The sequence below is a fragment of the Escherichia coli genome, from assembly GCF_036503815.1.
Taxonomy (GTDB): Bacteria; Pseudomonadota; Gammaproteobacteria; order Enterobacterales; family Enterobacteriaceae; genus Escherichia; species Escherichia coli_F.
This window is the reverse complement of the sequence record NZ_AP027764.1, coordinates 2,422,131-2,441,405: the sequence shown is the minus strand read 5'-3', so window position 1 is coordinate 2,441,405 and position 19,275 is coordinate 2,422,131. Positions and strand designations below refer to the sequence as shown.

Annotated in this window: 18 protein-coding genes; 11 read left to right on the top strand and 7 right to left on the bottom strand. The window is 51.0% G+C overall.

The features are described from left to right. Positions 1-33 precede the first annotated feature (33 nt). The 6 genes from uidC to malI all read right to left on the bottom strand — a co-directional run bounded on the left by uidC (position 34) and on the right by malI (position 7,626). Positions 34-1,299 (bottom strand): glucuronide uptake porin UidC, encoded by a 1,266-nt coding sequence (gene uidC, locus AABJ99_RS11720; protein ID WP_039021271.1) that lies wholly within the window; start codon positions 1,297-1,299, stop codon positions 34-36. Between the two features lie 38 nt (positions 1,300-1,337). Beyond that, positions 1,338-2,711, bottom strand: a complete 1,374-nt coding sequence (gene uidB, locus AABJ99_RS11715; RefSeq protein WP_001075890.1) for a glucuronide transporter — start codon at positions 2,709-2,711, stop codon at positions 1,338-1,340. Beyond that, the gene (uidA, locus tag AABJ99_RS11710) at positions 2,708-4,519 is read right to left on the bottom strand and encodes a beta-glucuronidase (RefSeq protein ID WP_039021270.1); all 1,812 of its coding nucleotides are present in this window, start codon (positions 4,517-4,519) and stop codon (positions 2,708-2,710) included. The genes uidB and uidA overlap by 4 nt, the downstream gene beginning before the upstream one ends. A gap of 388 nt (positions 4,520-4,907) precedes the next feature. Beyond that, complete coding sequence (gene uidR, locus AABJ99_RS11705) at positions 4,908-5,498, bottom strand: DNA-binding transcriptional regulator UidR (RefSeq protein ID WP_000969092.1); 591 nt, start codon at positions 5,496-5,498, stop codon at positions 4,908-4,910. 220 nt (positions 5,499-5,718) lie between these two features. Then, positions 5,719-6,486 carry a 7-alpha-hydroxysteroid dehydrogenase gene (gene hdhA / locus AABJ99_RS11700; protein WP_000483371.1) on the bottom strand — a complete coding sequence of 256 codons (768 nt, stop codon included), beginning with the start codon at positions 6,484-6,486 and terminating at the stop codon, positions 5,719-5,721. A gap of 111 nt (positions 6,487-6,597) precedes the next feature. Further along, complete coding sequence (gene malI / locus AABJ99_RS11695; RefSeq protein ID WP_000179513.1) at positions 6,598-7,626, bottom strand: mal regulon transcriptional regulator MalI; 1,029 nt, start codon at positions 7,624-7,626, stop codon at positions 6,598-6,600. A gap of 174 nt (positions 7,627-7,800) precedes the next feature. Between malI and malX the strand changes: the two genes are divergently transcribed. The 3 genes from malX to add all read left to right on the top strand — a co-directional run bounded on the left by malX (position 7,801) and on the right by add (position 11,680). Then, positions 7,801-9,393: a PTS maltose transporter subunit IICB gene (gene malX / locus AABJ99_RS11690; RefSeq protein ID WP_000125609.1), complete on the top strand. Its 1,593-nt coding sequence runs from the start codon at positions 7,801-7,803 to the stop codon at positions 9,391-9,393. Positions 9,394-9,402: 9 nt separating this feature from the next. Further along, positions 9,403-10,575, top strand: a complete 1,173-nt coding sequence (gene malY / locus AABJ99_RS11685; RefSeq protein WP_039021269.1) for a bifunctional maltose regulon transcriptional repressor/cystathionine beta-lyase MalY — start codon at positions 9,403-9,405, stop codon at positions 10,573-10,575. 103 nt (positions 10,576-10,678) lie between these two features. After that, positions 10,679-11,680, top strand: a complete 1,002-nt coding sequence (add, locus tag AABJ99_RS11680) for an adenosine deaminase (protein ID WP_000567509.1) — start codon at positions 10,679-10,681, stop codon at positions 11,678-11,680. A gap of 35 nt (positions 11,681-11,715) precedes the next feature. Here add and ydgJ read toward each other — a convergent pair whose 3' ends face one another. Beyond that, positions 11,716-12,756, bottom strand: a complete 1,041-nt coding sequence (gene ydgJ / locus AABJ99_RS11675) for an oxidoreductase (protein ID WP_039021268.1) — start codon at positions 12,754-12,756, stop codon at positions 11,716-11,718. 242 nt (positions 12,757-12,998) lie between these two features. Between ydgJ and blr the strand changes: the two genes are divergently transcribed. The 8 genes from blr to rsxG all read left to right on the top strand — a co-directional run bounded on the left by blr (position 12,999) and on the right by rsxG (position 19,272). Continuing rightward, on the top strand, positions 12,999-13,124 hold the full coding sequence (gene blr, locus AABJ99_RS11670) for a division septum protein Blr (RefSeq protein WP_024166213.1): 126 nt from the start codon (positions 12,999-13,001) through the stop codon (positions 13,122-13,124). 272 nt (positions 13,125-13,396) lie between these two features. After that, positions 13,397-13,612, top strand: coding sequence for a transcription modulator YdgT (gene ydgT / locus AABJ99_RS11665; RefSeq protein WP_000217950.1), 216 nt, complete (start codon positions 13,397-13,399; stop codon positions 13,610-13,612). Positions 13,613-13,697: 85 nt separating this feature from the next. Beyond that, a complete protein-coding gene (gene ydgK, locus AABJ99_RS11660) occupies positions 13,698-14,138 on the top strand; it encodes a DUF2569 domain-containing protein (RefSeq protein ID WP_001306099.1) in 441 nt (146 codons plus the stop codon). 76 nt (positions 14,139-14,214) lie between these two features. Next, positions 14,215-14,796 carry an electron transport complex subunit RsxA gene (gene rsxA, locus AABJ99_RS11655; RefSeq protein WP_000133193.1) on the top strand — a complete coding sequence of 194 codons (582 nt, stop codon included), beginning with the start codon at positions 14,215-14,217 and terminating at the stop codon, positions 14,794-14,796. Further along, on the top strand, positions 14,796-15,374 hold the full coding sequence (gene rsxB, locus AABJ99_RS11650) for an electron transport complex subunit RsxB (RefSeq protein WP_000991809.1): 579 nt from the start codon (positions 14,796-14,798) through the stop codon (positions 15,372-15,374). Before rsxA ends, rsxB begins: the two co-directional genes overlap by 1 nt. Beyond that, complete coding sequence (rsxC, locus tag AABJ99_RS11645; protein WP_338387562.1) at positions 15,367-17,589, top strand: electron transport complex subunit RsxC; 2,223 nt, start codon at positions 15,367-15,369, stop codon at positions 17,587-17,589. The genes rsxB and rsxC overlap by 8 nt, the downstream gene beginning before the upstream one ends. Further along, entirely contained in the window at positions 17,590-18,648 is a 1,059-nt protein-coding gene (gene rsxD / locus AABJ99_RS11640; RefSeq protein ID WP_039021266.1) for an electron transport complex subunit RsxD, read from the top strand. 3 nt (positions 18,649-18,651) lie between these two features. Continuing rightward, positions 18,652-19,272 (top strand): electron transport complex subunit RsxG, encoded by a 621-nt coding sequence (rsxG, locus tag AABJ99_RS11635; RefSeq protein ID WP_000920784.1) that lies wholly within the window; start codon positions 18,652-18,654, stop codon positions 19,270-19,272. Positions 19,273-19,275 lie beyond the last annotated feature (3 nt).

Genomic DNA, 19,275 nt, shown 5'->3' with positions numbered 1-19,275 from the left:
AATGCCGGAGATTTTTCTCTCCGGCGTTTTTTCTTACTTCAGCATAAAGTCATACTGAATACTCATTTTCACATCCCAGTAATTCAGGTGATCGCCCAGCGCACTGCCATCGCGCTTTTCCCGCCCTTTATCGGCAGCAAGAAAGAAATTCATCCCTTGTAACGGCCCTTCGCTGACCCGATAGTTCATACCACCTAAGATACCCGCGCCTTCAATCCGCACATCTCGTTTACTGGATTCATAGCCGCGAGTCACAATCGGTGCAAATGTCAGCGTAAATTGCGGAGTTAAACGATAATTGACGCCCAATTGCCAGGACTGCATTCCTTCACGGTTACGATCAAGACTTAATGAAAAGGGATAGCCAATGTCGGTGTCCACCACGGCACCATTCATTGCATGGCGCAAATAACCACCACTGCCAAATACGCTTCCCCACGGCGCATTCCAGGTCAATTGTCCACTAACCAACGCCGTTTCATTGGGCTGGCTGGTATTACGACTTAAACCTTCGAGTTGCGCGTAAAAGCCGAGCAACTCCCCTTTCAACGTATAATTCGGGTCGAGCGGTATGCTTTTCTCGAGAATACTTTGTATCTGATTGGAAACATCTTTCTGTACCGATGCCCCCAGAGAATAGCGACTGGTATCATCATGCCAACTGGCGGCTAAAAAAGAACGTGCGCGATGTTTATCGTATTTTCCCGTCTGGCTGTTATAAACCCCTTCATCACGAATACCGGTTGTTGAATCGGTCCATAAAAATACTCGTGACCGCCACATTCCCCACAGATCAATATTTGGCGTTAAAGCCCAGTAACCTAATGCTCCTTCAGAAACTGTCGGTAATGTACGTTGCGAACTGCCAGCCATTAACGGAATACGATAAGGTAAGCTACCATAACTATAATCCGTCCCGAAGCGACCTAATTTAAGCAGGCTATTTTCACTGGGTTTTATTTTTACTGCACCCAGGGCAAAGCCAAAACTTTTATCACCATCAAGATACCACCGGGTACTCATATCAGCACGAGCACCTAATTTATAAACATAATACGCCCCGCCTTCAACGCCAATAATATTGGAATAATAACCACTATTGAAATCGAGCAATCCTCCCTGTACCCATGCGTAAATATCTCTTCCCGCGCCAGCACTGGGCTTATCCGCCCTGCGCAATTCGTTTTTCAGTCTGATGCGTAGTCCCGCTTCATCGTCAGCCAGTTGCGCCGCGTAAGCAGAGGTAAGGCCAGAGGCAGCCGTCAGGCAAATAACGGCCATGGCCACTATTTTTCTCATAGTTGCACCTTTGATGTTCTGATTATTTTTATTGAATATTAATTAGTGATATCGCTGATTAATTGCTGCTGCATTTTTTTACGATTATCAATTTCAACCACGATTTCTTTGAATTTTTTATCCGTGAGCGGATAAAACCAGATAATGACGAATGCCAGCAGCATAAATCCGCAAGGTACTAAGGCAATTGATGTGCGGATGCCCATAATAACTTCCGGCGTTTGCACCTGATTGGCAATATATCCGCTTAATCCCAAAATAAAGGCAGGAATTGAACCTCCGATTGCCTGACCGCATTTACGGGTAAATGAGAATAGTGAATAGGTGAGCCCTTCTATTCGCACGCCGGTCAGGTATTCACCGTATTCTACAGTATCAGCTTCCAGTGCCCACATCACGGTCATGGTAACGCCCTGACCAATTGAAGCGATGGCCAACGCAACCAACGCCACCGGCAGTGACCAGACCGAAACCCAGAAGAACAGCAGATAACCGCAGGTTCCCAGCAAAGCGCCAATCAGGAAGGTATTCTTTTTACCAATCCTCGCGACCATCCCCGGCACCAGCGGTGCCGATGCCACAGTACCGACCAGGTTTTGCACCAGTACCAGCACAGTGAACAGCCCGGTATCATTTAACACATAGCGCACGTAGAACAACGACGAGGCGCTGACCGCGAAGGTCGAAATCAGCACACACAGCGCACCGATGCACAACATAAACAGCGGGCGATTCCGTTTCAGGGTTTGCAGACTGATCTTCAATGACGGCTGCGCCACGATACGTACCACATTCTCACGCGTCGATTTGAAGCAGATGAAGTAAAGCACCATTCCGGCAATCGCCAGCACAATCGTCCAGAAATGGTATACCGACACCATCTCTTCCGGACTGGAGTTCTTAATGCTCGGTCCTATCAGAAATGCCAGACAGACAAAGGTCAATGAAGCGGCAATCCCGCGAGCCGCGCCCAGACGGGCGCGGGATTGTGGTTGTTGGGTCATCGCGGTAGCAAGTGAACCATAAGGAATATTCACCAGGCTGTAGCAAAGCCCGAGGCCCATGTAGGTCAAATATGCATACACTACTTTGCTGCTATGGCTCCAGTCGGTCGGCACCCAGAATACCAGCACACTGAAGATCATTAACGGCGCAGTACCGAAGAGTAAAAACGGGCGGAATTTTCCCCAGCGGGTATTCACACTGTCCACCACTCGTCCGGCAAAGACGTCGGCGAAGGCATCGAATACCCGCACCAGTAACAGCATGGTGCCCGCCGCAGCGGCACCGACGCCAGCGACGTCGGTGTAGTAACTCAACAGGAAGAGCGCCCCCATTGCGAAGGCGAAGTTATTGGCGACGTCACCGAGGCTGTAGCCGACGATGGTGCGCCAGGAGAGTTGTTGATTCATTGTTTGCCTCCCTGCTGCGGTTTTTCACCGAAGTTCATGCCAGTCCAGCGTTTTTGCAGCAGAAAAGCCGCCGACTTCGGTTTGCGGTCGCGGGTGAAGATCCCTTTCTTGTTACCGCCAACGCGCAATATGCCTTGTGAGGTCGCAAAATCGGCGAAATTCCATACCTGTTCACCGACGACGGCGCTGACTCGATCAAAGACGCGGTGATACATATCCAGCCATGCACACTGATACTCTTCACTCCACATGTCGGTGTACATTGAGTGCAGCCCGGCTAACGTATCCACGCCGTATTCGGTGATGATAATCGGCTGATGCAGTTTCTCCTGCCAGGCCAGCAGTTCTTTTTCCAGTACCTTCTCTGCCGTTTCCAAATCGCCGCTTTGGACATACCAACCGTAATAACGGTTCAGACACAGCACATCAAAGAGATCGCTGATGGTATCGGTGTGAACGTCGCAGAACATTACATTGACGCAGGTGATCGGACGCGTCGGGTCGAGTTTACGCGTTGCTTCCGCCAGTGGCGCGAAATATTCCCGTGCACCTTGCGGACGGGTATCCGGTTCGTTGGCAATACTCCACATCACCACGCTTGGGTGGTTTTTGTCACGCGCAATCAGCTCTTTAATCGCCTGTAAGTGCGCCTGCTGGGTTTCTCCGTTGACTGCCTCTTCGCTGTACAGTTCTTTCGGCTTGTTGCCCGCTTCGAAACCAATGCCTAAAGAGAGGTTAAAGCCTACAGCTGCAGTTTCATCAATCACCACGATGCCATGTTCATCTGCCCAGTCGAGCATCTCTTCAGCGTAAGGGTAATGCGAGGTACGGTAGGAGTTGGCCCCAATCCAGTCCATTAATGCGTGATCGTGCACCATCAGCACGTTATCGAATCCTTTGCCACGCAAATCCGCATCTTCATGACGACCAAAGCCAGTAAAATAGAACGGTTTGTGGTTAATCAGGAACTGCTCGCCCTTCACTGCCACTGACCGGATGCCGACGCGCAGCGGGTAGATATCACACTCTGTCTGGCTTTTGGCTGTGACGCACAGTTCATAGAGATAACCTTCACCCGGTTGCCAGAGGTGCGGATTCACCACTTGCAAAGTCCCGCTGGTGCCTTGTCCAGTTGCAACCACCTGTTGATCCGCATCACGCAGTTCAACGCTGACATCACCATTTGCCACCACCTGCCAGTCAACAGACGCGTGGTTACAGTCTTGCGCGACATGCGTCACCACGGTGATATCGTCCACCCAGGTATTCGGCGTGGTGTAGAGCATTACGCTGCGATGGATCCCGGCGTAGTTAAAGAAATCATGAAAGTAAGACTGCTTTTTCTTGCCGTTTTCGTCGGTAATCACCATTCCCGGCGGGATAGTCTGCCAGTTCAGTTCGTTGTTCACACAAACAGTGATACGTACACTTTTCCCGGCAATAACGTACGGTGTGACATCGGCTTCAAATGGCGTATAGCCGCCCTGATGCTCCATCACTTCCTGATTATTTACCCACACTTTGCCGTAATGAGTGACCGCATCGAAACGCAGTACAATACGCTGGCCCGCCCAACCTTTCGGTATAAAGACTTCGCGCTGATACCAGACGTTGCCCACATAATTACGAATATCTGCATCGGCGAACTGATCGTTAAAACTGCCCGGCACAGCAATTGCCCGGCTTTCTTGTAACGCGCTTTCCCACCAACGCTGATCAATTCCACAGTTTTCGCGATCCAGACTGAATGCCCACAGGCCGTCGAGTTTTTTGATTTCACGGGTTGGGGTTTCTACAGGACGTAACATAAGGGACTCCTCATTAAAATAAAAATACTGGTCAACCTTTAATCTGATTAGTTAACCAATTATGTGTTGCACACAGTTATCTGTGAGAAACCCATGGAAGAGAAATGGAAATAAAAAGAACTGACACCGGGATCAAAAAACCAAAAACTGCAATACCCACAGCGTGATATAGATCGCATTAATCTTTAAAACAGCGTTGACAGAAGCCATAAAATAAGCAATCGAACGTTCGTTCGAGTATCTTAAAAACGATAAACTCTCATGATATATTGCTACGACGAATATTTTGGGGGGAATTCTCCGAACCCGGGAAGGATAATTTTTGCACAGAGAAATTACGATATGAAACGCGGGCTCAGTTGTCACCAGCCCGCGGAAAGAGAGAGGATCAGGATGCGGTTAATATACCGCCAATCATCGCGCGTAATCCCTGAGCAAACGACGCTTCACGCGCCAGATCTTCCGCTTCGATATCGGCCAGTACACCGTAGGTCAGATCCAGCAGTAAACGTGAAGTCATTGCCGTGTTGATGTCTGGGCTTATCTCGCCTTTTTGCTGGGCATCACGCATCCGCTGGGCAACAAATTCCGTGATCGTCATATGCTTATTTTTAAGCATGGCGGCGACCTGTGGGTTACGCATCCCTTCCGCCATAATTTCGACCACCAGCGCCCGTTGCCCAAAGGCCTCATGGGTGAGAGAGACAATAGACTCGACCATGTAGTCAACGAAATGAATCCCTTCAATCGGTTCCCGGAAACGGGCCAGCGCCCTCTCCTGGTCCTGTAAGATAATCGCCTGAATCAAGGCTTCTTTGGAGATGAAATGGTGATAGAGCGTCCCGGGACTAATGGCGCAAGATTTACAGATGGCTTTCATCGAGGCACTGTGAAATCCATTTTCTGAAAAAATCTCTCTGGCAGCATTGAGGATCCGGGTCCGTGTCGGTTGTGCTTCAGTCTGCATGTTATCCATCATTAAACCATTATAGTTAGCGTGAATAACTAGTTTACCGCGTTGTCAGGTGAGCGCCTATCATTGCTGTTGAATAGTGCGAAGGCACACTCTATTCGTATACTTTTCACTCGTAAATTGGTTAACCAATATCCGTGATTTGGTTGCCAGTTGTTTAGCAGAGACGTTGATGAGTTTATCCCGGTAAACAACACGGACGGTTGTTTACCGGTCCGTTAGTGTATTAATTGAGCTCCTGTACCCCCCCACCGGAGACCGTGAGGATTTGTCCGCTTACCCAGCTGGCTGCAGGCGAGCAAAGGAATAGCGCCGCGTTAGCAATATCTTGCGGTTGGCCCAGACGTCTGATCGGCGTGTGCTGTAACATTTTTTGTTCAATTTCTGGTGTAATAACGGATTTCAGGGCATCGGTTAATATTGCCCCCGGCGCAATGCCATTTACCCGAATATTTTTTTCACCCAGGTCAAATGCCATATTTCTGACCAGATGACTGGCCGCAGCTTTAGATGAAGCATAGGAAGTCATGTTTATATTTTTATTTTCTGCCGCCATAGAAGTGATGGTCAGAATAACGCCACCGCCATTTTTTTCCATTTCTGGCGCAACAAGTTGTGACAGATGGAAAAAAGAAAACACATTCAGTTCATAAGCACGGCGAAAATCCGCCATTGGCATATCAAACGGTTTAGGACCACCGCCACCGGCGTTGTTAACCAGAATATCAACTTTACCCAGCTTACTGACGGCAAAGTCTGCCAGTGCAGAGAGTTCCTGTTCGGAAGTAATATCACAACGCCAGGCAAATGCCTGACCACCCAGTTGTTGAATTTCATCTACAACATGATTAGCTGCATCGGCGTTAATATCACTGACCACCACAGATGCGCCAGCTGTCGCGAATGTAATGGCGATTTCTTTACCAATACCTGCACCCGCACCTGTGATGATGGCGCATTTTCCGTCGAGTCTTAGGTTGTCAGAATTAAACACATAAACCTCCTGTGAACTTCAGTAAAAATAAAAGGCACCGCCTGTGTGCCACATTTTTTATCATTAACCTTGAGGAAAGGACACTACCAGGTATAGCAGATAAAGAGAGGATTATTTTGCCGCTATGAGCCGGGCGGGGATAATAAGATTGCGCGAATGCGTCTCTTCGTGGGTGATTTTTTGCATCATGCGATCCGCAAGAGTCGTACCAAGTTCCCGCGCAGGCGTGCTGGCCCAGGTAACAGGTATGTCATCAAGTGTGGTTGGCGTTGCATCGGTAAATGCCGCCAACGAAACCTGTTGTTCAAAGTAACGATCGACTCCGCTTTCCCCGCTTTGCCGCCCTGCTTTCAGCAAACCAAACCAGGCCCCCATCGCAATAGTTTCGTTGTAGCAAACCACGGCACTGATGGTCGGGTTATGACGCAAAAGCGCCGTGATAGCTTCCGCGGCTTGCTTCTGGCTGGAAGTGCACTCCAACACCCAATCGCTGTGAAACGGCAGGCCAAATTTTAGTAGAGTTGCACAATAGCCCCCCACCCGCTCTGCCCGGGTTAATGAGGAACTTTGCCCTCCCAGCCAGGCGATACGCTGATGCCCATTGCGAATGAGATGCTCCGTCAACAACTGTGCAGCCTGCATGTTATCCGGGCGAACCGTATCAACATCATCAAGATAACTGGCACGGGAAGCGAAAATCACCGGGATAGCTTTTTCTTCTGCCATCCGTCGCAGGTCATCGCTGCTTCCTGCAGCCCCGGCAATTACCACACCATCGACCCCCTGATTCAATAACAGTGAAAACCGCTGTGCCAGCTGCTCGCCGTCTTTACCGCCGTGAAGCAAAAAAACCATCCGTCCCTGCGCTTCCAGAGCTTCCGTCAATCCGGCCGTTAATTCGGCGTAAAACGGCGCAGATAAATCACGGACGATCAAACCAATGACGCCGCTTTGCCCGCCGCGCAGCGCCGACGCCTGACGATTGCGCACAAATCCCAGCTCTTCAATGGCGGCGTTAACGCGTTCTCCTGTGGCGGTAGAGATTCGCCCTTTGCCACTTAGCACCAGCGAAACGGTGCTTACCGACACACCCGCAGCCAGTGCAACATCATGAATGGTTATTTTTTTGGCGGTAGCCATGCAGATGACCTACTCCCTGATTATGTGACAGATAAAACGTTTTACCTTTTATTTATCTTATACCCGCTATTATCGTTGCGTAATGTGATTTGTGCCTCACTAAAATTTGATAAAACGTTTTATCTTCTCGCGCAATTTACTGAATCCAGATTGTTCTCTACGAGGAGTCGTTTTATGACGGCGAAAACAGCACCGAAAGTCACGCTGTGGGAGTTCTTCCAGCAGTTAGGCAAAACCTTCATGTTACCCGTGGCATTATTGTCGTTCTGCGGCATTATGCTCGGCATTGGTAGTTCTCTTAGCAGCCATGATGTCATCACCCTGATCCCGGTCCTGGGCAACCCCGTGTTGCAGGCTATCTTTACCTGGATGAGTAAGATTGGCTCGTTTGCTTTTAGTTTCCTGCCAGTCATGTTCTGTATCGCCATCCCGCTGGGCCTGGCACGCGAAAACAAAGGTGTAGCGGCATTTGCTGGCTTTGTCGGTTATGCGGTAATGAATCTCGCGGTAAACTTCTGGTTGACCAATAAAGGCATTCTGCCAACCACGGACGCCGCGGTTCTGAAAGCCAATAACATTCAGAGCATTCTTGGGATCCAGTCGATCGACACCGGGATCCTCGGTGCAGTGATCGCCGGTATTATCGTCTGGATGCTGCATGAGCGTTTCCATAATATCCGCCTGCCGGATGCGCTGGCATTCTTCGGCGGTACGCGCTTCGTGCCAATCATCTCCTCACTGGTAATGGGTCTTGTCGGTCTGGTGATTCCATTAGTCTGGCCGATTTTCGCCATGGGTATTAGCGGCTTGGGCCATATGATAAACAGCGCGGGTGATTTCGGACCGATGCTGTTTGGTACCGGTGAACGTCTGCTGTTGCCGTTTGGTCTGCATCACATTCTGGTGGCATTAATTCGCTTTACCGACGCAGGCGGCACGCAGGAAGTCTGCGGTCAAACCGTCAGCGGCGCACTGACCATCTTCCAGGCGCAATTGAGTTGCCCGACCACTCACGGTTTTTCTGAAAGCGCCACGCGTTTCCTTTCGCAAGGCAAAATGCCTGCGTTTCTCGGCGGTCTGCCAGGTGCAGCGTTAGCTATGTATCACTGCGCGCGCCCGGAAAATCGCCATAAAATTAAAGGGCTGCTGATTTCTGGCCTGATCGCCTGTGTCGTTGGCGGCACGACCGAACCGCTGGAATTCCTGTTCCTGTTCGTAGCGCCAGTTCTGTATGTCATCCACGCGCTGTTAACCGGCCTCGGCTTCACCGTCATGTCTGTGCTCGGCGTCACCATCGGTAATACCGACGGCAATATCATCGACTTCGTGGTGTTCGGTATTTTGCATGGTCTGTCAACCAAGTGGTACATGGTGCCAGTGGTGGCGGCAATCTGGTTTGTCGTTTACTACGTCATCTTCCGTTTCGCTATCACCCGCTTCAATCTGAAAACCCCGGGGCGCGATAGCGAAGTTGCCAGCTCAATCGAAAAAGCCGTTGCCGGTGCACCGGGTAAATCAGGTTACAACGTTCCGGCAATCCTCGAAGCCTTAGGCGGTGCCGACAATATTGTCAGCCTCGATAACTGCATTACCCGTCTGCGTTTGTCTGTGAAAGATATGTCGCTTGTTAATGTGCAGGCACTGAAGGACAATCGGGCAATTGGCGTAGTACAACTCAATCAACATAACCTGCAGGTTGTTATCGGGCCACAAGTTCAGTCAGTAAAAGATGAAATGGCCGGTCTGATGCATACTGTTCAGGCATAAGGATAAGATATGTTCGATTTTTCAAAGGTCGTGGATCGTCATGGCACATGGTGTACGCAGTGGGATTATGTCGCTGACCGTTTCGGCACTGCTGACCTGTTACCGTTCACGATTTCAGACATGGATTTTGCCACTGCCCCCTGCATTATCGAGGCGCTAAATCAGCGCCTGATGCACGGCGTGTTTGGCTACAGCCGCTGGAAAAACGATGAGTTTCTCGCGGCTATTGCCCACTGGTTTTCCACCCAGCATTACACCGCCATCGATCCTCAGTCGGTGGTGTATGGCCCTTCTGTTATCTATATGGTTTCAGAACTGATTCGTCAGTGGTCTGAAACAGGTGAAGGCGTGGTGATCCACACACCCGCCTATGACGCATTTTACAAGGCCATTGAAGGTAACCAGCGCACAGTAATGCCCGTTGCTTTAGAGAAGCAGCCTGACGGCTGGTTTTGCGATATGGGCAAGCTGGAAGCCGTGCTGGCGAAACCAGAATGTAAAATTATGCTCCTGTGTAGCCCACAGAATCCTACCGGGAAAGTGTGGACGTGCGATGAGCTGGAGATCATGGCTGACCTGTGTGAGCGTCATGGTGTGCGGGTTATCTCCGATGAAATCCATATGGATATGGTTTGGGGCGAGCAGCCGCATATTCCCTGGAGTAATGTGGCGCGCGGAGACTGGGCGTTACTCACGTCGGGCTCGAAAAGCTTTAATATTCCCGCCCTGACCGGTGCTTACGGGATAATAGAAAATAGCAGCAGCCGTGAAGCCTATTTATCGGCACTGAAAGGACGTGATGGCCTTTCTTCCCCTTCAGTACTGGCGTTAACTGCCCATATCGCCGCCTATGAGCAAGGCGCGCCGTGGCTGGATGCCTTACGCGTCTATCTGAAAGATAACCTGACGTATATCGCAGATAAAATGAACGCCGCATTCCCTGAACTCAATTGGCAGATCCCGCAATCCACTTATCTGGCCTGGCTTGATCTACGTCCGTTGAATATTGACGACAACGCGTTGCAAAAAGCGCTTATCGAGCATGAGAAGGTCGCGATCATGCCGGGGTATATCTACGGTGAAGAAGGTCGTGGTTTTGTCCGTCTCAATGCCGGCTGCCCACGTTCGAAACTGGAAAAAGGTGTTGCTGGATTAATTAACGCCATCCGCGCTGTTCGTTAACCCCAATTGCGCAACGTAAAAAATCGTTGCGCAATCGTGGATTTTTACCCTGCTTTGTTTTTATAATGGTGCGCACTTTTATATCCAGAAAAAGAGTGCGACCATGATTGATACCACCCTGCCATTAACTGATATCCATCGCCACCTTGATGGCAACATTCGTCCCCAGACCATTCTTGAACTTGGCCGCCAGTATAATATCTCGCTTCCTGCACAATCCCTGGAAACACTGATTCCCCACGTTCAGGTCATTGCCAACGAACCCGATCTGGTGAGCTTTCTGACCAAACTTGACTGGGGCGTTAAAGTTCTCGCCTCTCTTGATGCTTGCCGCCGCGTGGCATTTGAAAACATTGAAGATGCAGCCCGTAACGGCCTGCACTATGTCGAGCTGCGTTTTTCACCGGGCTACATGGCAATGGCACATCAGCTGCCTGTAGCGGGTGTTGTCGAAGCGGTGATCGATGGCGTACGTGAAGGTTGCCGCACCTTTGGTGTGCAGGCGAAGCTTATCGGCATTATGAGCCGGACCTTCGGTGAAGCCGCCTGTCAGCAAGAACTGGAGGCCTTTTTAGCCCACCGTGACCAGATTACCGCACTTGATTTAGCCGGTGATGAACTTGGTTTCCCGGGAAGTCTGTTCCTTTCTCATTTCAACCGCGCGCGTGATGCGGGCTGGCATATTACCGTCCATGCAGGCGAAGCTGCCGGGCCGGAAAGCATCTGGCAGGCGATTCGTGAACTGGGGGCGGAGCGTATTGGACATGGCGTAAAAGCCATTGAAGATCGGGCGCTGATGGATTTTCTCGCCGAGCAGGAAATTGGTATTGAATCCTGTCTGACCTCCAATATTCAGACCAGCACCGTGGCAGAGCTGGCGGCACATCCGCTGAAAACGTTCCTTGAGCATGGCATTCGTGCCAGCATTAACACTGACGATCCCGGCGTACAGGGAGTGGATATCATTCACGAATATACCGTTGCCGCGCCGGCTGCTGGGTTATCCCGCGAGCAAATCCGCCAGGCGCAGATTAATGGTCTGGAAATGGCTTTCCTCAGCGCAGAGGAAAAACGCGCACTGCGAGAAAAAGTCGCCGCGAAGTAACAAAAATGGATGGTGCTAATTGCACCATCCTCTTTTCACGCCAGACACAGCGTCGCGCGATGTTTGGCGGATTCGATGCCCAGCTCAATCAACTCCATTACCTGGATTGCCTGACTTGACGGAACCGGATTTTCACCATCGCCATTTAACGCATCACGAATAGCCGCATAGTAAGCCGGATAATTCCCCGGCACCGTCAACAGCGTTTCTTCGACACGTTCCTCACCTTCCACGCGGGTAAGTACGCCATCACGCATATCGTAGCCCCAGTCTTCCTGCGGCAGACGCTCGCCATTTTTCAGACGTTCTTCCTGTGGATCGAGGCCATATTTCACATAACTGCCTCGGGATCCATGCACGATATAACGTGCTGACTCAGCGGCTGCCAGCATGGTGCCGTGTAAAATGACTCGCCGCTGCGGATAGGACAAGATGGCGTGGAAATAATCAGTCGACTGCGCTCCGGGCCGTAACTGTGCCAAATCTACCGTCATGCTAACCGGTAAACCAAATAGCGTAATGGCCTGATCAAGAAGATGCGGTGCTAAATCGTACCAGATACCGCTGCCAGGGCCGCCCTGTTCACGCCAACGATCGCGCACCTGCGGACGGAAGCGGTCAAAATGAGACTCAAAGTAAGCAACTTCACCCAGTACGCCTTCCGCGAGCAAACCTTTTAGCGTCAAGAAATCGCTATCCCAGCGACGGTTATGGAATACAGACAGCACACGCCCCAGGCTTTTTGCCAGCGCTTCCAGCTCTCGCGCTTGTGACAGTGTCACGGTAAAGGGTTTATCAACGACCACATGTTTACCCGCCTCAAGCGCCGCTTTGGCTAACGGGAAATGGGTATCGTTGGGTGTAGGGATGACAATCAGGTCTATGTTGGGATCGTTAAACAGATGCTTCGGCTCAGAGACAACCGTAACCGTTGGCCAGTCGGCTTTTACTTTTGTTTCATCGCTGCTGGAGATTACCGCCAGTTCCAGCCCGGGCGTGCCCGCAATCAGGGGCGCATGGAAGGTTTTGCTCGCATAACCATACCCAATCAACCCAACACGGATGTTGTCGCTCATGTCATTGCCTCTCATTGAAGTATGATGGCTATTTGACACTATCCTTTACCCTCGCTCAACAGTTTAATAACCTGCCAGCAATAAGGGATGTTGTTTAACTTAAGTCAAAAAAATAGCGAATTTTCCAACGACAAAAGCTAAATATCGCAAAAACCTCAGTAAAAATCTTGCTGGAGCTATTATTGCTAAGTAACATTTACCCCCTGAAGTTAATGGATCAATCAACAGAGATGTGGGCTGTAATGAATCGTCTTATTGAATTAACAGGTTGGATCGTTCTTGTCGTTTCAGTCATTCTTCTTGGCGTGGCGAGTCACATTGACAACTATCAGCCACCTGAACAGAGTGCTACGGTACAACACAAGTAAGCTCTACTCTTGTAGAGCGACATGCTGCCCGACCGGGTGCATGTTTTAACTTGTCGGATATTAAACCAGGAATTTATTATCTTGTTCGATGTTGTTGATGATTGTCAGGGATAGTAAAGCGCGTTACTCTTTCCAGAGCAGTTTTTCATCCCTGAATATTTGCCATCAGCGCATTCTTATTATTGTAATAATACAAACGTTCACTTTTGGTGAAATTTTATCATCACTAATAATACCTACCCCTTTGGTATTAATTATTTTATGGACCTTTTATGACTGTTCAGGACTACTTATTAAAATTTCGCAAAATCAGTTCACTCGAAAGTCTGGAAAAACTCTACGACCATCTTAATTACACCCTGACGGACGATCAGGAACTGATCAATATGTATCGTGCTGCCGATCACCGTCGCGCAGAGCTGGTTTCTGGCGGGCGTTTGTTTGACCTCGGCCAGGTACCGAAGTCCGTCTGGCACTATGTCCAATAAAGAAAGTAGCGATCGGTTATAAAAGCCTTATAATAACGCCCCTAAAATTAGATTTGCCTGTTTGCGTCGCTATTATGGAGAACCTATGACCACCACAACGCCACAACGTATTGGAGGCTGGTTGCTTGGCCCATTGGCCTGGCTTTTAGTCGCTCTGTTAAGTACGACGCTGGCGTTGTTGCTGTATACCGCTGCGTTATCTTCTCCGCAAACATTTCAAACGCTCGGCGAACAAGCACTGACGACACAAATCTTATGGGGCGTTTCTTTTATTACCGCTATCGCCATGTGGTATTACACACTGTGGTTGACCATCGCTTTCTTTAAACGTCGGCGTTGTGTTCCTAAACACTATATTATCTGGCTGCTTATTTCCGTATTGCTGGCAGTAAAAGCGTTCGCTTTTTCACCCGTGGAAGATGGCATAGCCGTTCGCCAGTTACTGTTTACTTTGTTGGCAACCGCATTGATCGTCCCCTATTTTAAACGCTCGTCGCGGGTGAAAGCGACGTTTGTGAATCCGTAATAACCTTACAGTTAACCTGTTGTCGCCTGCTCTGGATTAACGGATAATAGGCGGCTTTTTTATTTCAGGCCGAAAAATGACTGACTACCTGTTACTGTTTGTCGGAACTGTACTGGTCAATAACTTTGTACTGGTCAAGTTTCTCGGCCTCTGTCCGTTTATGGGGGTTTCCAAAAAGCTGGAAACCGCGATGGGCATGGGGCTGGCTACAACGTTTGTGATGACGCTGGCGTCTATTTGCGCCTGGCTTATCGATACGTGGATTTTGATCCCGCTTAATCTGATTTACCTGCGCACCCTGGCGTTTATTCTGGTGATTGCTGTGGTTGTGCAGTTCACCGAGATGGTGGTGCGCAAAACCAGCCCGGTGCTTTACCGTCTGCTGGGGATTTTTTTGCCGCTTATCACCACCAACTGTGCAGTGCTCGGCGTGGCGTTGCTGAATATCAATCTCGGGCACAATTTCTTGCAGTCGGCGCTGTACGGTTTTTCCGCCGCTGTCGGTTTCTCGCTGGTGATGGTGCTCTTCGCCGCCATCCGCGAACGCCTTGCTGTGGCTGATGTCCCGGCACCTTTTCGCGGTAATGCCATTGCGTTAATTACCGCAGGTCTTATGTCTCTGGCCTTTATGGGCTTTAGTGGTTTGGTGAAGTTGTAATGAATGCTATCTGGATTGCCGTTGCCGCCGTGAGCCTGCTGGGCCTGGCGTTTGGCGCCATTCTGGGTTATGCCTCCCGCCGTTTTGCGGTGGAAGACGATCCGGTCGTTGAGAAAATTGACGAAATCTTACCGCAGAGCCAGTGTGGTCAATGCGGTTATCCCGGCTGTCGCCCCTACGCGGAAGCCATCAGCTGTAACGGTGAAAAAATTAACCGCTGCGCCCCAGGTGGCGAAGCTGTGATGCTAAAAATTGCTGAGTTGCTTAATGTCGAGCCACAGCCGCTGGATGGCGAAGCGCAAGAGCTAACGCCTGCGCGGATGGTGGCGGTTATTGATGAAAATAACTGTATTGGCTGCACTAAATGTATTCAGGCGTGTCCGGTAGACGCCATCGTTGGTGCTACCCGCGCCATGCATACGGTAATGAGTGATCTCTGTACGGGCTGCAATTTATGTGTTGATCCGTGCCCGACGCACTGCATCTCGTTGCAACCGGTTGCAGAAACACCTGACTCCTGGAAATGGGATCTGAACACCATTCCCGTGCGTATCATTCCCGTGGAACACCATGCTTAAGTTATTCTCTGCATTCAGACAAAATAAAATCTGGGATTTCAACGGCGGCATCCATCCACCGGAGATGAAAACCCAGTCCAACGGTACGCCCCTGCGCCAGGTACCACTGGCGCAGCGTTTTGTTATTCCACTGAAACAGCATATTGGCGCTGAAGGTGAGTTGTGCGTTAGTGTCGGCGATAAAGTACTGCGCGGCCAGCCGCTTACCCGTGGACGCGGCAAAATGCTGCCAGTTCACGCGCCCACCTCGGGTACCGTTACGGCTATTGCGCCCCACTCTACGGCTCATCCTTCAGCTTTAGCTGAATTAAGCGTGATTATTGATGCCGATGGCGAAGACTGCTGGATCCCGCGCGACGGCTGGGACGATTATCGCTCTCGCAGTCGCGAAGAGTTAATCGAGCGCATTCATCAGTTTGGTGTTGCCGGGCTGGGTGGTGCGGGATTCCCGACAGGCGTTAAATTGCAGGGCGGCGGAGATAAGATTGAAACGTTGATTATCAACGCTGCTGAGTGCGAGCCGTACATTACCGCCGATGACCGTTTGATGCAGGATTGCGCGGCTCAGGTCGTAGAGGGTATTCGCATTCTTGCGCATATTCTGCAGCCACGCGAAATTCTTATCGGCATTGAAGATAACAAACCGCAGGCGATTTCCATGCTGCGCGCGGTGCTGGCGGACTCTCACGATATTTCTCTGCGGGTGATTCCAACCAAATATCCTTCTGGCGGTGCTAAACAATTAACCTACATTCTGACCGGGAAGCAGGTTCCACATGGCGGGCGTTCATCCGATATCGGCGTATTAATGCAAAACGTCGGCACTGCTTATGCAGTGAAACGTGCCGTTATCGATGGCGAACCGATTACTGAGCGTGTCGTGACCCTGACTGGCGAAGCAATCGCACGCCCGGGCAACGTCTGGGCACGGCTGGGTACGCCAGTGCGTCATTTATTGAATGATGCCAGATTCTGCCCCTCTGCCGATCAAATGGTGATTATGGGCGGCCCGCTAATGGGCTTTACCTTGCCATGGCTGGATGTCCCGGTCGTAAAGATTACCAACTGTCTGTTGGCTCCCTCTGCCAATGAGCTTGGCGAACCACAGGAAGAACAAAATTGCATCCGTTGTAGCGCCTGTGCTGACGCCTGCCCTGCGGATCTTTTGCCGCAACAGTTGTACTGGTTCAGCAAAGGTCAACAACACGATAAAGCCACCACGCATAACATTGCCGACTGCATTGAATGTGGGGCTTGCGCGTGGGTTTGCCCGAGCAATATTCCCCTGGTGCAATATTTCCGTCAGGAAAAAGCTGAAATTGCGGCTATTCGTCAGGAAGAAAAGCGCGCCGCAGAAGCCAAAGCGCGTTTCGAAGCGCGCCAGGCTCGTCTGGAGCGCGAAAAAGCGGCTCGCCTTGAACGACATAAGAGCGCAGCCGTTCAACCTGCAGCCAAAGATAAAGATGCGATTGCTGCCGCTCTGGCGCGGGTGAAAGAGAAACAGGCCCAGGCTACACAGCCTATTGTGATTAAAGCGGGCGAACGCCCGGATAACAGCGCAATTATTGCAGCACGGGAAGCCCGTAAAGCGCAAGCCAGAGCGAAACAGGCAGAACTGCAGCAAACTAACGACGCAGCAACCGTTGCTGATCCACGTAAAACTGCCGTTGAAGCCGCTATCGCCCGCGCCAAAGCGCGCAAGCTGGAGCAGCAACAGGCTAATGCGGAGCCAGAAGAACAGGTTGATCCGCGCAAATCCGCCGTCGAAGCCGCGATTGCCCGTGCCAAAGCACGCAAGCTGGAACAGCAACAGGCTAATGCCGAACCAGAACAACAGGTCGATCCGCGCAAAGCCGCCGTCGAAGCTGCGATTGCCCGTGCCAAAGCACGCAAGCTGGAACAGCAACAGGCTAATGCCGAACCAGACGAAACGGTCGATCCGCGCAAAGCCGCCGTCGAAGCCGCTATTGCCCGCGTCAAAGCACGCAAGCTGGAACAGCAACAGGCTAATGCGGAACCAGAAGAACAGGTCGATCCGCGCAAAGCCGCCGTCGAAGCTGCGATTGCCCGTGCCAAAGCACGCAAGCGGGAACAGCAGCAGGCTAATGCGGAGGCAGAAGAACCTGTCGATCCGCGCAAAGCGGCAGTTGCCGCGGCTATTGCCCGCGTTCAGGCCAAAAAAGCCGCCCAGCAAAAGGTTGTAAACGAGGACTAAATGGTATTCAGAATAGCTAGCTCCCCTTATACCCATAACCAACGCCAGACATCGCGCATTATGCTACTGGTGCTGATCGCAGCCGTGCCAGGAATCGCTGCGCAACTGTGGTTTTTTGGCTGGGGTACTCTCGTTCAGATCCTGTTGGCGTCGGTCAGTGCTCTATTAGCCGAAGCTCTCGTACTCAAACTACGCAAGCAGTCGGTAGCCGCAACGTTGAAAGATAACTCAGCATTGCTGACAGGCTTATTGCTGGCGGTAAGTATTCCCCCCCTCGCGCCGTGGTGGATGGTCGTGCTGGGTACGGTGTTTGCGGTGATCATCGCTAAACAGTTGTATGGCGGTCTGGGGCAAAACCCGTTTAATCCGGCAATGATTGGTTATGTGGTCTTACTGATCTCCTTCCCGGTGCAGATGACCAGCTGGTTACCGCCGCATGAAATTGCGGTCAACATCCCTGGTTTTATCGACGCCATACAGGTTATTTTCAGCGGACATACCGCCAGTGGTGGTGATATGAACACGCTACGCTTAGGTATTGATGGCATTAGTCAGGCGACACCGCTGGATACATTTAAAACCTCTGTCCGTGCCGGTCATTCGGTTGAACAGATTATGCAATATCCGATCTACAGCGGTATGCTGGCGGGCGTTGGTTGGCAATGGGTAAATCTCGCCTGGCTGGCTGGCGGCGTATGGTTGCTGTGGCAGAAAGCGATTCGCTGGCATATTCCCCTCAGCTTCTTAGTAACGCTGGCGTTATGCGCAACGTTGGGCTGGTTGTTCTCACCAGAAACACTGGCAGCACCGCAAATTCATCTGCTGTCTGGAGCGACCATGCTCGGCGCATTCTTTATTTTGACTGACCCGGTTACCGCTTCTACGACCAATCGTGGTCGTCTTATTTTCGGCGCGCTGGCGGGCTTATTAGTCTGGTTGATCCGCAGTTTCGGCGGCTATCCTGACGGCGTGGCTTTTGCCGTCCTGCTGGCGAACATCACGGTTCCTCTGATCGATTACTACACGCGTCCGCGCGTCTACGGCCATCGCAAAGGGTAAACCATGCTGAAAACTATCCGAAAACACGGCATTACACTGGCACTATTTGCAGCGGGTTCTACAGGGTTAACTGCGGCCATCAATCAGATGACCAAAACGACAATTGCTGAACAGGCCAGTCTGCAACAAAAGGCGTTATTTGATCAGGTGCTGCCAGCCGAACGCTATAACAATGCGCTGGCACAGAGTTGCTATCTGGTAACTGCGCCAGAGTTAGGTAAAGGTGAGCATCGGGTTTACATCGCCAAACAGGATGACAAACCGGTAGCCGCCGTTCTGGAAGCAACTGCGCCAGATGGCTATTCTGGTGCGATTCAGCTGCTGGTGGGAGCCGATTTTAACGGCACGGTACTAGGCACGCGCGTGACAGAGCACCACGAAACGCCAGGGCTTGGCGATAAAATCGAACTGCGCCTTTCTGACTGGATCACCCATTTTGCGGGTAAAAAAATCAGTGGTGCGGATGATGCGCACTGGGCGGTGAAGAAAGATGGTGGTGATTTCGACCAGTTCACCGGCGCGACGATTACTCCGCGCGCGGTGGTAAATGCGGTAAAACGCGCCGGATTGTACGCTCAGACGTTACCGGCACAACTTTCTCAACTTCCTGCCTGTGGAGAATAAAGC